We start from the raw sequence: 15875 nt of genomic DNA, 5'->3' as shown, positions 1-15875 counted from the left end.
ATACAGTTCCCGTTCGGAGTGGTTGAACAGATACGAAAGCAACGTCAGTCGGACGATCCGCTCCGGATCGGCAGCGGGACGCCCAGTACTCTCCGTATACAGTGGTGCCACCCAATCATAGACCATAGAGAAATCGATAGCTTCGTTCAACTGGCGCAAAATGTGCTTTTTCGGCACGAGTTCATCCATGTCGATGAATTGGAACAACTGAGGCTGGATGGTCGACGACTTACTTGCTTTCATGCTCAATCACTCTTTCAATGGTCGTGTTACTGTATAATTCGACAAAACCGTGGTAAAAGCCTGCTTGGCGGACTTTTTCACCGGACTTCTAGAGAAACGACAAGAGGAGCAATATACTCCTTCAAATCCCCCATATCGGTATCGGTTAAGGAGCGCCATACAGCGTCATTTTTATATTTATGGACATATTGGATATGCTGCCTGATGCGAAAATGTTCTTCATTCAACGCATTGACGCTATCCTTTAATAATTTCACCAATTCCGTGCGATGTGCAATATACCCTGGTTCCTGATAACGCAGTTGTTGAAGTTCACGTACAATCTGAGTACGAACATTGAACAATTTTTCCGATAAGGTCTCGGCAATATCGGTATCCTTCCCTTTCGGATTGGCCCGGAAATACTCAAAGTTACGGCAGAAATCAAAGATCAAGAATTCCTTTTTGTCCTCACCAATACCATGCAGATCTTTACACAACCGTGTCCCTCGGCCCACCATCTGCCAAAACTTCGACTTCGAGCGAACTTTCTTGAAGAATACCAGATTGACAACTTCAGGTATGTCTACGCCTGTATCGAGCATATCAACGGAAACAGCAATTTGAGGAAGCTTGTTCCAAATGGAAAAATCATCAATCAGAGATTGATAATAATTCGTTTTGATATCAATAACCCGTGCAAAATGCCCCTTTAATTCAGGATACAGGCTATCGAACCGCTCTACAATTGCAACTGCATGCCGATGGTTTTTGGCAAATATGATGGTCTTGCCCAGCTTATCTCCGCCTTCTACCTTCAAGCCCCGCTCCATAACAAACTGCAGCACACGGTCTATCGTATCCTGGTTAAACAACCATTCGTTAATCGCTGCACTATCAATATCCCGCGGCTCCTCTTCTTCATCCTCCAGCAACACTTCTTCGTATTGCTCTTTTTCCTCTTCGGACAGATCATCGTAGCGGATGCCGTCGTCCATGATCTTGGTTGTTGTTTCCACGGTACGGTAATCCACCAAATATCCTTCCTTGACTGCTTGCTCTAGTTCATAGGCAAAGGTTGGAACACCATTTTCCAGACGGAACACGTCATATGTGTTTTTGTCGACTTCATCTTTGGGAGTTGCCGTCAAGCCCAGCAGGATAGCATCAAAATAATCGAATATGGCCTTATATTTCTTATAGACGCTTCGATGCGATTCATCAAGGATGATCAAGTCAAAATGACCAACCGTAAACAGCTTTTTGCCGTCCTTCCGCTTGACCTCGTCGATGGCATTCATCATCGTCGGGTAAGTGGAAAAAACAATTCTTGCCGTCTCCGGATTGTCCTTGCTGTCAAGCAGATTGCACAGTGTCATGTCGGGCAAATACTGGCTGAAGCTGTTTTTGGCTTGGCGAACAAGCGTTGTACGATCCGCAAGAAACAGCACATTCTTAACCCAATTATATCGGCTCAGCACATCAACAATGGCGCTCGCAGTGCGTGTTTTACCGCTTCCGGTCGCCATGACAAGCAAAGCGGTCCGCTGTCCTTTATTTAATGCATCACAAACCGAAAGGACTGCTTCATGCTGATAAGGGCGATTTACAATGGAGTTGTTGATTTGTACTTCCTGCAACGGTTTACGGATCGAGCGCCGGTTGACGAGCAACTGCAGCTCATCCTGACTGGCGAAACCAGATACTTGCCGACTGGCATAGTGAAGATCATCCCAGAAATTTATTACAAATCCATTGGTATAATAAATCAACGGACGCTGTCCATACCGCTGCTCCAAACAATCCGCATAGAGCTTCGCTTGCTGCTTGCCCACATTGGGATCTGCGCTGGTCCTTTTCGCTTCCACGACGGCAAGCGGCTTCCCGTTCTCACCCAATAACACGTAATCGACATAACCGATCCCTTGGCCGTTTGGCATGCCTTGTACTTCAAACTCTTCCAGTACATTTTTCTGGAATGTCCATCCGGCCAGCTTAAGCTCGAGATCGATGTAACGTTTGCGAGTCTCGAACTCGCTGATTTCATCCGGAACAAAGTTGTACTCCTGCGTGTTCTGCGCCTTGCGCTCGGTCAGCAGCTTCCGAAGCTCTTCATTTTCTTTGATCAGATCTTCCAGCTTACGGTCCTTTGAACCTAATCGGTCGTATAAATCCTGCAGCTCCTGAGGCCTAACTTTTTCTTGTTGCTTGTTCTCTTCCAATAAGAGTTGTTCGTCAAAACTTCTGGCCGTATACTCGACCGAATAACAATAATCGATCCAGCTGATGAAGTTAAACAGGTTGCGAAGGGACAGAATCGCCTCACCACGGCTGATCGTTGCATTGGAATGCACGGCGACATTTCCTAGCTTCGTAATATATTTCAACTGTGGTAGCATGGACTGATCGATTACGCGGAGAAAAGTTACATCGTGAATCAAGCTTGACAGATTGTCTTGATAAGGGACCTTCAAGTCGCTATCGTAGGTAAACAGCCATTTGACAGCAAGCTCTAAAGCACGTCGGCTGAGGATAGCGCTGGTCGCAGGACTGACGACCAACGCCTTTTCCGCCTCCATACATGCGCCGGCAAAGCTGGCATAAGTTTTATTTGCACTGAGAAATCCAAAATTCGATAGATGGATATCGCTCATCTAAACCGCTACACCGTCCTTCACTGTCAATTCGCCCTTAAAGGCTTTTTGAAGTAGTGCCTGGAAGTTGGATTCTAGTTGTTGGAGTTGAAGTTTCATTTTGTTCTTCGTATTTCTAATCTGAATAATCATTGAGGCAAATTGATCTTGCAACTGTTTTGCTGGAAGGTAAAAATCAATTCCTAAATATTTTTCTTGGGATATATTTAACATTGAGCCACTTGTGCCAGATGACAACCGTGAAACTTCATCCCTAATCTTTTTTGCCTGAATCACAAACAAAAAATAATATGGGTTAACAATTCGTTGGTCTAAAGTAAGCTTCCAAAGTCGATCAGGTATAAATAAGTCGTTATAGTCTTTTTCAATTATTGCAGAAGCCCCTACCAGTTCTCTCGTATTTATTCTGCTTACCAAAATGCTGTTCTTTGTTGGAAATACCAATTTGTTTAATTTTATATCTTTTTCTGAGGGTACTTTATAAGCCGTATCAATAAACTCTCCTGAAGTAACAGCCGATGTGGTTAGTACCCCTAGTTCGCTCCCTTGTTTCTGTCTAGTTTCTCCTCCAGTACTAAGTCCTGCTTGCAAACTAATAATTACATCTTTTATCTTACAATTTGTATCTGAAAATTGACCAAACATATCTAAAAACACAGCTTGGACTAATTCATCAAGTTTAGCTATTGCTTGTTTGCGTTTATCAATTAAGGTTTGGGCTTTATCTAGCAAAGTAATAATAGTCCTTTGTTCCTTCATATCTGGAAGACTTACTTCAATCTCACTGATGGCGGAGGTTCTTATACTAGGGTATGCTTCATCAACAATTAACTTACTAACGTTAAACCATCGTAAAAAATAACAAATATAACTTGGATCTGCTAACTCGTTTTTCACATCAATCGTTGCCAAATGATTTACAACGAATGAATCGGTTGTACATTGGTAAACCCTATTTTTCAAACAACTCATGCCGCTTTTTGCCAACAACAATGTTCCTTTTCTAACCTTCTTTAATTTGAAAACTTCCGCGTGTTTCTCACTAATCTTAGGAATTGTGTTTATATCTATGCCCGAGATAAGGTCATCTAGATGACTAACTCTAATAAAGGGATATCCTTGGTCCCCAAAATATTTATCATCTGGTGCAGTTGAGCCAGCTGAGATTGACGCAATTTCCTTTAGTTTAAATTTTTTCGTTCTCACTCTAACAACGCCTCCAGTTCCGCAAGCCCTTCAACAATTTCATCCTCTAGCTGCTTGATCGAAGCCAGTATAACCTTCGGGTCCTCGTACTGAACTTCCTCATACTCTGTCTCTTTGTAGCGATTAATGCTGAGGTCATAGGCATTGGAGCGAATCTCATCGACCGGAACCAGGAACGATTTCTCCGTACGCTTACGACCTTTCTCTGCTTCCCAATTGCCAAACCGCTCCAAAATGTCGGGTATATCATTCGCCTCAATGGGATTCCGCTTGTCGTCAAGCGAATAACCGTCCGCTTTCATGTCATAGAACCAAACGTGATCCGTTCCGCCTGCACCTGTTTTGGTGAAGATTATAATGGCTGTCGACACCCCAGCATACGGCTTGAATACTCCGCTTGGCATCGAAATAACCGCTTCCAGCTTGTGATTCTCAACGATTTCCTTACGAATGTCTTTATGGGCTTTACTGTTACCGAATAGAACACCATCTGGTACGATGGAGGCGCAGCGCCCGCCTACCTTGAGCATCCGCAGGAACAGGGCAAGGAACAATAGCTCCGTTTTCTTCGTGCGAGTCACACGCAGCAGATCTGCTGCTACTGAATCCGCATCAAGCGATCCTTTAAACGGCGGATTGGCTAGGATTAACGTATATTTGTCTTTGTCCGTATTGTTTTCATTCAAGGAATCGCGGTATTCGATATTCGGGTTACCCACTCCATGAAGCAGCATATTCATGGCCCCGATGCGTAACATCGTACGGTCCATATCGAAACCGTAGAACATATGATTGTTGAAGTGCTCCTTCAAGCCCTGAACCAGGAATAGATCTGCATGATGTTTCCGCAAATATTCACCTGCGGCAACTAGAAAACCCGCCGAACCTGCAGCCGGGTCACATATGATATCTTCAGGCGTCGGTTTCATCAAAGCGACCATCATTTCGATAATGTGTCTCGGAGTACGGAACTGCCCGTTCGTTCCAGCCGTAGCTACTTTGGATAGCAGATATTCATACAAATCCCCGTTGGTATCCCTGTCCTTCATGTCAATCGTATCGATGCCTTCGACAATGCGTACAAGCATATTCGGAGTCGGGATCATAAAGATGGCATCACCCATGTATTTGGCATAGGCTGAATCCTTATCTCCATGAAGCGTCTTGATGAAAGGAAATACTTCGTTCGAGACAACATCATACATCCGCTGAGGATCAAACGATTTAAATTGACTCCAGCGCAAGTGCTGCTTGTCACTTGGAAATAATCCGGTAAAAGGCAACGACAGCAGCAAGGATTCATTCTCTTTGCGCGTTTCCGCTTCGTCCAGCCCTTTAATGAACAATAAATATGTAAATTGTTCGATCACACTTAATGGATTGGTGATTCCGCCGGTCCAAAATGTCTCCCAAATCCGGTCTACTTTTTGCCTTAACTCACCTGTAATCATAACGATCCCCTCTGCATGTAGATTCTTGTCTAATTATACAACGGGCCGTCCTAATATGACATATTTCTGCAAGCTGGAAAAATACAATCCAGCTTCATTCACCCGATAACCGAACGTCTCAGACCAGGCCTTAGCATAAGCCTGCACCTGTGGCGAATAAAACCGGACAAACTGCTGCAATTTGCCCTCGTCAAGCTGATCGGTCTTGAAGTCGACGATCACCCAGCCATCCTCTTCCTCAAACGCGAAATCTATTACACCCTTAACCAAGAGATAACCGTTGCCGGATGGATGCTCCAATGTCGAGGCGGCTGTTTCGGATATCGTCTGCTCATTTGCAGTTTGAGGCGTTATCCCCTTACTGTTCTGAACCATCATAATCGGGATTTCAAACAATCGCTGCTTCGCTCTCAGACTACGCTGCCAGAGTTCACTGTCTAGAACTTCATGAATAATAGGCAGGGCATCAGTCGCGTCCTTCTCTGATACTCCTTCGGTCTGGCAGAGGTATTGAACGTATACAGGCAATTCGCTCATCGGAAGACCTTTCCCAACTGCTTCAAGCCCCTTATGGATCACGCTGCCGAAAGATTGGCCCCTCCCAGTGGCTGACCATTCCGGCGTGTCGCTCATGCTCTTCGTCAGCCCGGTAACGGTTGATTCGGCATAAGTCGGTTGGCGCAGTTGATGGAACACCTGCTCTCTCTGGGCCAAGTAAGCACCTAGATCAATGGATGAGGCTTCGGACCCGGATAAACCAGATGAAGTTGTCCCAATTACAATATCTCCGTCAAGTTCCCGATCATACTCATCTGTTTGAACATCCGATTCCGGAACATCCAACTCCCGGATTAGCTCCATCCCATCCATGAGTGAACTCCACGGGCACTTGGCAGGTTGTTCGGGGTAGAGACTGACGACTAGCATTTGCTTGGCCCGCGTCGCCGCGACGTAAAGAAGCCGATCCCGCTCCGCGAGCATGAATGCACGCTCCCGCACGCTCATCGCTTCCCAGCCGACCGGCTGAGCAATCGTATCTTTCTGAAACCCTTTCGATTGCTGGATCAGGAAATAGCCCGCGGCCTCAGCCTCCGAACGATCAACAAACTGGTCGGCGTCATGATCCTTCTCCCCGCAAGGACAAGCGAGAAACACGATAGGCGCTTCAAGCCCTTTCGCCTTATGCACGTTCATGATCCGTACCGCTTGACCTTTGCCCGTATAGAGACTGGCAGTTTCCATCCCTTTGCTCTCCCGAATGGCCGATATCGCCTTCGCCAGTTCATGCCAATCCGATGCGAGCATGGCGTCACGTTGCAATAATTCCAGCATTTTAAGCAGTGTTCCCGAACGGTTCGCCCCTGCTTCTTGCACCGTGGAATAAGGCAAAAGACCAGTATCCTCCAGAATGCGGTACAAGGCTGCCCATGCAGGCAATTCTTTCACCCAGCCGACATATTCCCGCAGTTTCCGGCATGCAGCGACAACTCGATTATCCTGTTCTGCTGACTCCTCTGGCAGCCGGTAGATCGACCACGCATTCCCTTGAACACGATACGCCATTAGTTCCTTGTCGCTAATCCCGAATAGAGGTCCGCGCAAGACGCTCAGCATCGCCACCTGATCGGACGGATCAGCCAGGTAGAGGGCCAATTGTCCTAACGTATGAATCTCGGGATATAGAGCGGAGCTTCCTACGGTTTCTGCGGCAACGCCCCTTTCCTCCAGTTCTTCCGCGTATAGATGCAAATAATGCCTTGTGCTTGTCAAAACCAGAAAATCACTGGGCCGTGCCTCTCTGAACACCCAGGATGCGCCATCCCGCTCCTGAATAAGCAAATTTCCGTCGCGGCAAGCCCACGCGATGTATGCGGCAATACGCTGTGCGTCAACCGCCGCTACTTCATCCTTGCCTCCGGAAATTTTCGGGTAAGTGAGTGCATAAACCCCGTGATCCGCGCGCTTATTCCCCTTTGGATTCGGTATATTCGTTTCCATCCGGACATACGCCGCTTGAACATCGGTTTCCCGGACGGGAAGCTTGCCGATAAATTGCCCGTTCACAAAATCGCCGATCGCATCGACGGACCGGAAATTGCTGGTCAAGTGAAGCACATCTCCACATGCTTGAATCCGCGATTTCACCTCGTTATAGATGGAAATATCCGCACGACGAAAACGATAGATGGACTGTTTCGGGTCTCCCACGAGGAACAAGGAGCCGGGCTTTGGCGTAAGCTTCCGCCAATTCCGTTCATTCGGATCATCGCCTGTCCCCGTTAAGAGAAACATCATTTCCGCTTGGACCGGGTCGGTGTCCTGAAATTCGTCGACCATAAGCCGTTGGTAGCGCCCGGCGAAAAACGCGCGAACCTCCGGGTAATCACGCAGAAGACGGCAGGCATACATCAGCAGATCCTGAAAGTTCAGCTTCCCTGCCTGCAATCGCCGTTCTCTGCAATACTCCAATGCAGGCAGGACAAATTGAATGACCTTCGGATACAGATATTCCCGCCACGATTGAAGGAAGGGGAACAGGACCGTGATCTGCCAATCGTGAAATCGTTCGGAGATGGCTTTGGCTTGCTTCTTATCCGTCCATTTGTATTGCTTCACATCCAGTTTAAAGTCAAACATCTTCGCGAGCGTAAGCATCAGCATATCGTCCTGCTCATCCGACAACCGCAGCATACGATTAGCAGTTCGCAGTTTTGCCTGAAGATTATCCCACCCTTTTTCCGGTTCAGCTGTCGGTAGAAACCTGTTGGCTTCTTCAATCATGGGAAGCAAGGAGAGTCGGATGAGGTTGAAATCAGGACGATGAACCGGTTCGCAAGGGATTTGGAGATCCGTAAAAAGGGATACCCGATCATAGACATTCTTCAGGATGCTGACGTCGATTCCCACCTCGGTAAAGGAGGCAAGTGCTTCACTATCTTCCTCCTGCAGCTGAATCAGATATTCATCCCAGCATTGATCGTGGAACGCACGATTCATTTCATCATCCATTTCTTCGAAAGAAGGGTCCAATCCGGCCTCAATCGGTCGCTCGCGAAGCATGGAGGAACAGAACGCATGGATCGTTCCAATAAAGATTTGGTCTAGATTGGCCAAAGCTTCTTCCATTCGTTCTCTAGTTTCGCCTTCAATATCAGCCGTTTTCCGCTCTAAAGCAATGCGGAAACGCTCCTTCATCTCATCCGCCGCTTTATTCGTAAAGGTGATCGCCGCAATATGCTCCATCTTCACCGTTCCGGACTCGATGAGTGCCAGCAATCTGCCGACCAAGCTGGTTGTCTTTCCCGAGCCTGCACCGGCTTCTACCAGAAAGGTCGTGTTCAGCTCCTCCAATATCCTCTTTCTAGCTTGTTGATCGGATGGTTCATTCAATGTTCTCCACCTCCAGCAGCGTGTGCAGCAGCTCCGAATTCGCTTCATCCTTTCGTTTATCGGCCATCATCTCTGCATGATCTCCGCATACAGCCGCATAGTCGCAATATCGGCAGACCGCAGGATTTGAAGCGGGAATAAACAATCCCTGTTCCATCGACGAAAGGATTCCTCGGATCACCGCGGTGACTCGATTCCGTTCGGTTTGCGGGCGTGCAATCACTTGCCCGTGCCCCCGTTCGCTTGGAAAGACGTAAGACGCTTCAAGCACTTTTGCATCAGAATCCACACCCGTTTGCCGCATCCATAGCTCCGTCCCCATTGCGTAAAGCGCGTGTTGCAGCTGCGTGCCGCCTGCGAACATGCCATTTTCCTTGTAAGGCCGAGGACTGCCGGTCTTATAGTCGATAATTCGATATTGATGCGGCGCAACTTGATCGATCCGGTCGACGATCCCGCGCAGCGTAATCGCCATGTCCTCGCCAAGCTCAAGGTGCAACGGCTGGCCGTCCACGATGAGCTCTTGTTCGAAAAACCGGGGAGCCGTCTTAGCCTGCAATTCCATGCGATAGAACACGTCCACATCCCGGAGCATCGCTTGCCGTTCCCTCTCAAACACATGAGGGCTCGGTGCCGGAATCCGCTCGGCATACGAGAGAATCGTCTCCTCCGCAATACGAAGCAAACGGGCATGATCGTGTGTAATAGGCACGGCTTTACTTGCGTTGACTTCCGTCATATAACGACGATAAACCTCGTGCAGCAGCGAGCCTCTTTCATTCGGCTTCAGCCAGGAAGTACGGTCAAAAGTCACCTGATCTTTCACGCGAATCCTGAGCACATATTGGAAAAAGTACCGCATCGGACATTCCGCGTACTTCTCCAATTGACTTGCGCTAAGCGTCCGTTCGTCCCGGCCTTTCCAATAATCAGCCCATTCATCCCCCGCTATATATCCGTCATGCTCCGTCACTTGCGAGCTGCCGCGTGCCTCGAGTGCAAGTCTGCCTTGACGTAGCGACGGATAGACCGATTCGATGAAGGATTGCCGGTCCCTCATAAGGTTTACATTCGCATGGATTTGTCGGAAGACATAATGAGAGCCGTCCAATGGCAGTCCATTTAGCTCAGTAGAGGATGGCTGCTCTACATCCAAATACCCGACAGGTTCGCCTAAGCTTCGGTGCAACATCTCATAGTCCGCATTCGTTTCTCCGGATACTTTTCGGAATACCTGTAGAAGTTGAAAAGCCGGGCTTGCTGTCGCTCCTTCTGCCAAGTCATACGACGAGAAGCTAAATGTGATATTGCCGCTTATCATCCCAAGCCGACCATCACGAAGGCGTTGCCGATCTCTTTGTCTCTGCACGGCTGTTTGAAGCCCGGCACCGATCCGTCCGCACTCTTCATCGAGAAGCATGGGATTTTGCCTGATATTCCCGGACCACGAATGTTCATCCATCCCGAGAAGAAACGTATGTTTTCTCCCGCTGATCCCCCCGTTCGACAAACTCGATATGTACAGGAATCCGGGCTTGGGTAACCGTTGCACCCCGACTCGAAGTTCCTGCAGCATGTCTCGGGCATACAAGAGCATTTGCTGAAATGGCATCGAGTCCGGAACAGGACATTCCTGCAGTTCTTTAGCGATACCTTTCATTTCTTGCAGGACGATCGCATCCTCTTCCGTTCCGCATACACCAAATCGATCCAAGATGTTAACGAGCCATCCCCAGATTCCCTTAGGAGAGGAGAGCGCCGCTTCGTCTGGAAACAATTCTCCCAGGAGGTTTGTCAGATGCTTCTTGATCTCGTCATCCCGCTGTTGTTGTTCCGTCCGCTCCAGTTCTTCGGGTCTTTCATCTAAATCCCCTTGGGACCGAACATGCCCTGACCCCAGCAACTTGATATACCGTTCTTTCCCCCAGCCGATTCCGCTTTTCTCCAGGGCTCGAATACAATCCGCATTCGTTATTCCTTGGTCACGATCGGAGAACGTGATCAATTGCTGCTGTAGCATTGATACGAGCTGCCGCACCTGATAACCGGACTCCATCCAGTTCAGCAGAAAATGTGCGGCTCTTCCCATTCCGGATGTAATCACAGGCAGCCCGTCTGCAAAGGAACAGGGAAGACCGAAAGAAGCACACATGGTCAAAATGGCCAGCGCATATTCCGCATCCGGTACGATCATCTCCACTTCATCCAATGGCATCCGGCCCTGAATAATGCGTCTCAATGCTTCGCGAACCTCCGCCAGCCTTCCGGTCGCATGATAGAACTGAACCTCTCCGAACGGCAATGTGGATTGAACGTCAGTGAAGGAAGAATCCGCAATAATCCTCGTCATCCGTCCGTTTGACAACCGCTCCATCATCCGGGCGGAAACCGGTGGAAGCGGCATAGGGTCTGGCAGAATAAGCTCCACGTTTTCCGGCAATTGGGTTGGTAAATGCGACAAAAGGCCGGGGAAATCGGTCCAGCTCCGCTGATTCAGAAAGCGCTCATACGCTGACAGCACCTTTCTGACATAGATGCCTTTTTGCTGGCTCAAAAATTGATCGCTTCGCAGTTCTTCTGCTTTCACCCCGGCACGGCGTAAATCCATAATGGCTTGGGGAACATGCATCACAATACCAGGCTTTACTTGATCCATGGAGATGTAGGAACCCGGCTCGGAAGCCATTTGTTCCATGACATGATGGATAATCCAGAATGAACGCTGCTCCCCGATTAATGTCATCCCTTGTTTATACAGGAAGAACTGAACCTGACTTCTTACAAAGGATTGAACCGTTTGGACCTCCACGTTCATAACCGGCCCTAATTCCCGGCATATTCGCATAAGCCAGGACTGTCCTTCGACGTAGGAAGGAGCAATAACAATTTTGCGGCGAAATGGCTCTCTACGGATTGCATCATATAAACGTTCTAGAAACGTGCCTGCTATTTTCAAAAGGGACACCTTCCTTTCGTCTATCGTTCAACAACAGCACCTTACTGCCCATACAACTTCCCCCAACGCTGTAGCTGTTCCTTGAACTTTTCCCGGACAGATGCAGGCTCTAAAATCTCCGCTGAAGGTCCGTACTGAACCACCCAATTCATAAACTCCCGCTCGTGGTTGACGGTGACCTCGAATAATAAGCTGCCGTCCGGCAGATCGGTCATCTTCGGTCTCACGAACAATTCTTCTTCCTTCACATACCGTGCGACATCAGGTTGGAATTTGATCTTAAAAGTGATTAAAGAATCCCCGCGTTCAATCGACCAGGTATGCTTCATATACTGAGCAATGTTAAAATCACCCTTGTCGAATCGATTACTTGTCAACTCTACATGGCGGAAACGGCTTATACGAAACGTGCGAATGTCCTGCTTGGAATGACAATAGCCGATCAAGTAAAACCGTTGATCCCTTGGAACCAGGTAGTACGGATCAATTTCGCGCTCCGTCAATTCATTCCGGCTCTGGGTATGGTAAACAGCCCTGATCGTCTTACTGGCGATAATCGCTTCCATGATGGGCAGCAAGAAGTTGGCACTGTTCTCCCGATAAGCCGGGGTGCCCATTTGGATCATGCCTGCGACATTTTCCAATGTATCGTACCGCTTCCGGGTTTCTTTCACATGGGTAGCCATCACCTTGTCGTAGGCGGATTCAAAGCCTGGAGGCAACTTGCTGGTGTCCAACACGGAGGGCAGGACAGAGAACACCAACGCTTCCTGCTCCGTGAAATTCAGCGGGTACATGGCGAAATTACCGACAAAACGGTACCCTTTTCCGTAACCCTCGTTTGTAATCGGTGCGATCAAGTCCAAAATCCGCATGTCCCTATAAATCGTACGATCCGTTGTCTCGCATTTGTCCGCCAGCTCCTTGGCCGAAATCCCCGGATTGGATTGAATGGCGAGAAGTATTTTAAAGAGCCGAATCACTTTATCCGTCATGCTATATCTCCTATCGTGGCATATAGAATGTAAATCCTTATCATCATTGGGATTCTACGCTTTACCTAGTTCTTCCTGCCTATAAGGAGAAAACGCAACGTTCTCTGTCGTTTTGATGATGTACACTTCCTCTAGACCCGGCGTAAGTTCAACAATTGCCGTATCCTTAACGACAAATCGCACCATGCCGCAAACATGATGCTCAAACATATCATAAATCCGGCCGGCGCTGCGGCATCCTTTCGGTACGGTATGCGGACTGTTGGCGACATAGCCGATTTTGCCCAAAGGGATCATATCCACTTTAATCGCTTCATGGTCATGCGGATTATCCGGGTCTTTGATCAAGTGAACGACCTGACCCGGCTTTAGAAATGCTGCTCCGTAGTAATGCTGCGTGCCTGTGACGGCGATATAGATCGGTTGATCCATTGTACTCACTCCCGCATGTCTTTCCTTCATTATGACGGATCGCAACGACCATAGATTGTCAGCGAATATATGTTCTGCGCACAAAAAAAGCACTGCGGCATCACAACTTGAGATCGCAGTGCTGCATTCATTTAAGAAAATGGGCAAACTGATCAGGCGCATTCCGAATGTTTTGAGCCAACTTCTCGTATTCCGCGGATAATTTGACCGAACGAACCCTTTTGGCGTCTTGGTCGCGCGGCTCAATGAATCCTTCTTCTCTCCAATGACTAACCTTTTCCCTTATTGAACGATCCGACAAGCGCAGCAGATCCCTCATTTCACTTGTCGTTAGGGTGTCTTGTTTAAAGGTTAATTGAGCAAACACCATTCTTTGCTGGGGATCTAACCTGCGAATCAGATCCGGTTCGATTTTCGTCATTTGAGCAGATTTCTCCGTTACGATGGCAGCGGCTTCTTGAAAAACCTCCGCCAAACCATCAATAAAGAATTCCAGCCAAGGCGTCAAATCAGCTTCATTCCGCCCAAAATAATAATTGTGATGGAGACCCAACTGGAGTCGGCGATAATATTCAGCCAAGTTGCGGTCATAGAAATTCTCGAGTACAAATAACCCCTTTAAGCCATATCCGCCGCGTCGTAAAAGATATGTCGTGATCATCCGGGCCGTTCGGCCATTCCCGTCCAAATACGGATGAATCGTTAGGAACTGCCACATGAATATGCCAGCCTTGATAGGAACCGGAACCGAATAGGTTTCCGGCGAGTTCACCCAGGCAACCAAATCCTCCATTAATACCGGGACATCTTTCCATTCCGGCGGCAAATAAAAACCGGAGGCATTGCGGCTGCCTACTTGATTCTGTTCTTCGCGATACTCGCTAACACGCGGTCTTCGTCCGTGTGATATTCGGATAATGGCATGCAGCTTTTTAATAAATTCCTCTGTGACCGGGAGCTGTCTTTTTTCGGCTTCATCCAGGTATTCCAAAGCTTTCATTAAGTTATAAACTTCCTGCTCTTCATTGTCATTGCTGGTTTGGTACAAGACTTTTCGCTTCGTCGCCTCGTCAAGCGTGTTTCCTTCAATTTTCGTTGAAAGAATGACCGTCTTTTCCATCGATTCTTTCTTAAGCAAATCCAGAATAGATGCGGGCAGTGGAAGCAAATCCACCACAACACTGGCGCGTTGTATATCCATTAGTCTGCGGGCTATGGTGTCCGTTATTGAATATTTGGGTGTAAACATAACATCACCTTCCTCAATAACATTATACCATTGCCGCTATTTTGCCGCAAAGTATTTTTGTTTCATTGCATTTTCTTCGTATATTTTAATTTCTACAATGACATCCTGTACAACGCTTTATTCTCCAGCCCTCGAACCGGCTGTGTCCACAACTTCTTGTCCGAAGTGGCGCTTAGTGCGTCCTCCGCCATCTGGAGTTTGGCATCCAGTGCGTCAATATAGTGCAATGCTACCGCTTCTGCCGTTTGCGGCTGTACCGGGCTCCCCCATTCTCCGAGGTTATGGTGAGAGAGAATAAGGTGCTGCAATCCGATTACTTGTTCCGAATCAAGCGGAAGTTCCAGCCGCAATGCAGCTTCTGTGATCCAACCAGCTGCCATTGCAATATGACCGATCAACTTTCCCTGAGTGCTATAATCTGTCACGACCCCAAGCTGAGCGATCATCTCCTCTGGCTTTGCAATATCGTGTAGGATAATCCCGGCTTTGATCATATCCTCTTTTAGAAATGCCCTCTGCTTGCAAAGGAACTCGCCGATCTCTAGCATACGAACGATATGATAGGCCAAGCCTGCAAAGTATGCATGATGGTGCATTTTGGCTGCCGGATAATGAGCCAGTTTCTCACTCACCTTATCGACGCAAAAGCTTACAATATCACGAATGACCGGGTCCGAAATACTCTCGATTACTCTGTATAAGACCTCTAATAATTCCGCAGATTCAATTGGAGCCGCCCGAATAAAATCGGTTAGAGACACACCGTCTTCATTGCTTACATTGAGAATCCGGGTGATCTTAACCTGCGGCTTTTCCCGATACAATTGAACGATTCCCTGAACCTTGACTAGCGTCATCGGAGAAAAGCTGTCTTTTTCTGTTTCCTTCACATCCCAATACTTTGCAGGGAGCTGGCCGCTGGCATCACACAGCACCAAATCGAAGTAATCCTTTGCCGGGGATGTATTGGTCTGCTTCAGCTCCAGCTCTTTCAGCAAAGATCAAGTCCAAATTTATGTGTAAAATCCCTCAGCTAGAATGGGCTACATGATTCGGGTTACTTTCGAGACAGATTTTGGCCGGCTTTCACGCCATTCCAGGTATTCGACCATATCGAGGTACTTCTTGCCGGAAGCCCATTTCTCGTCCTGTTCCATGAGTAGTGCACCGATGAGTCGAATGACGGATTCCCGGTTGGGAAAAATGCGAATCACGCGTTCCCGGCGGCGAACTTCCTCATTCAGACGTTCTACGCTGTTTGTCGTTCTCAAGCGCTTACGGTACTTTTCCGGCAGGCTCAAAACGGCGGTGACATCGTCA

At 48.0% G+C, this 15875-nt stretch carries 10 protein-coding genes and 1 pseudogene; all 11 read right to left on the bottom strand.

Going from position 1 to position 15875, the window contains the following annotated elements; all coding sequences use genetic code 11:
- The coding region (locus G485_RS26840; protein WP_027093292.1) for a transposase at positions 1–243 on the bottom strand (243 nt) is incomplete at its 3' end.
- An 89-nt stretch (positions 244–332) separates the two neighbouring features.
- Positions 333–2876 (bottom strand): annotated as a pseudogene (locus G485_RS26835) (DEAD/DEAH box helicase family protein); the annotation flags it as partial.
- Positions 2877–4082 (bottom strand): restriction endonuclease subunit S, encoded by a 1206-nt coding sequence (locus G485_RS28530; protein WP_051318334.1) that lies wholly within the window; start codon positions 4080–4082, stop codon positions 2877–2879.
- Entirely contained in the window at positions 4079–5533 is a 1455-nt protein-coding gene (locus tag G485_RS0115810; RefSeq protein WP_027093343.1) for a type I restriction-modification system subunit M, read from the bottom strand. Before G485_RS0115810 ends, G485_RS28530 begins: the two co-directional genes overlap by 4 nt.
- Positions 5534–5566: 33 nt before the next feature.
- Complete coding sequence (locus G485_RS0115805; RefSeq protein WP_027093342.1) at positions 5567–8923, bottom strand: UvrD-helicase domain-containing protein; 3357 nt, start codon at positions 8921–8923, stop codon at positions 5567–5569.
- On the bottom strand, positions 8916–11879 hold the full coding sequence (locus G485_RS0115800) for a PD-(D/E)XK nuclease family protein (protein WP_027093341.1): 2964 nt from the start codon (positions 11877–11879) through the stop codon (positions 8916–8918). The genes G485_RS0115805 and G485_RS0115800 overlap by 8 nt, the downstream gene beginning before the upstream one ends.
- A 41-nt stretch (positions 11880–11920) precedes the next feature.
- Positions 11921–12874 (bottom strand): helix-turn-helix transcriptional regulator, encoded by a 954-nt coding sequence (locus tag G485_RS0115795; RefSeq protein ID WP_027093340.1) that lies wholly within the window; start codon positions 12872–12874, stop codon positions 11921–11923.
- 54 nt (positions 12875–12928) lie between these two features.
- A complete protein-coding gene (locus tag G485_RS0115790) occupies positions 12929–13306 on the bottom strand; it encodes an HIRAN domain-containing protein (protein ID WP_027093339.1) in 378 nt (125 codons plus the stop codon).
- A 127-nt stretch (positions 13307–13433) separates the two neighbouring features.
- Positions 13434–14555, bottom strand: coding sequence for a Fic family protein (locus G485_RS0115785; protein ID WP_027093338.1), 1122 nt, complete (start codon positions 14553–14555; stop codon positions 13434–13436).
- 92 nt (positions 14556–14647) lie between these two features.
- Positions 14648–15553: a 3'-5' exoribonuclease YhaM family protein gene (locus tag G485_RS26825; RefSeq protein ID WP_051318333.1), complete on the bottom strand. Its 906-nt coding sequence runs from the start codon at positions 15551–15553 to the stop codon at positions 14648–14650.
- A gap of 45 nt (positions 15554–15598) precedes the next feature.
- The coding region (locus G485_RS0115775) for an IS256 family transposase (protein WP_027093337.1) at positions 15599–15875 on the bottom strand (277 nt) is incomplete at its 5' end.

Origin of the sequence: Cohnella thermotolerans DSM 17683, assembly GCF_000429825.1 — a bacterium.
Taxonomy (GTDB): Bacteria; Bacillota; Bacilli; order Paenibacillales; family Paenibacillaceae; genus Cohnella; species Cohnella thermotolerans.
This window is presented reverse-complemented; position numbering and strand designations above follow the sequence as displayed.

Bases quoted from the DNA above. Each gene is read 5' to 3' on its own strand.
- G485_RS0115810 (WP_027093343.1), bottom strand. From the start codon at position 5,533: ATGATTACAGGTGAGTTAAGGCAAAAAGTAGACCGGATTTGGGAGACA.
- G485_RS0115795 (WP_027093340.1), bottom strand. From the start codon at position 12,874: ATGACGGATAAAGTGATTCGGCTCTTTAAAATACTTCTCGCCATTCAA.
- G485_RS0115790 (WP_027093339.1), bottom strand. From the start codon at position 13,306: ATGGATCAACCGATCTATATCGCCGTCACAGGCACGCAGCATTACTAC.
- G485_RS0115785 (WP_027093338.1), bottom strand. From the start codon at position 14,555: ATGTTTACACCCAAATATTCAATAACGGACACCATAGCCCGCAGACTA.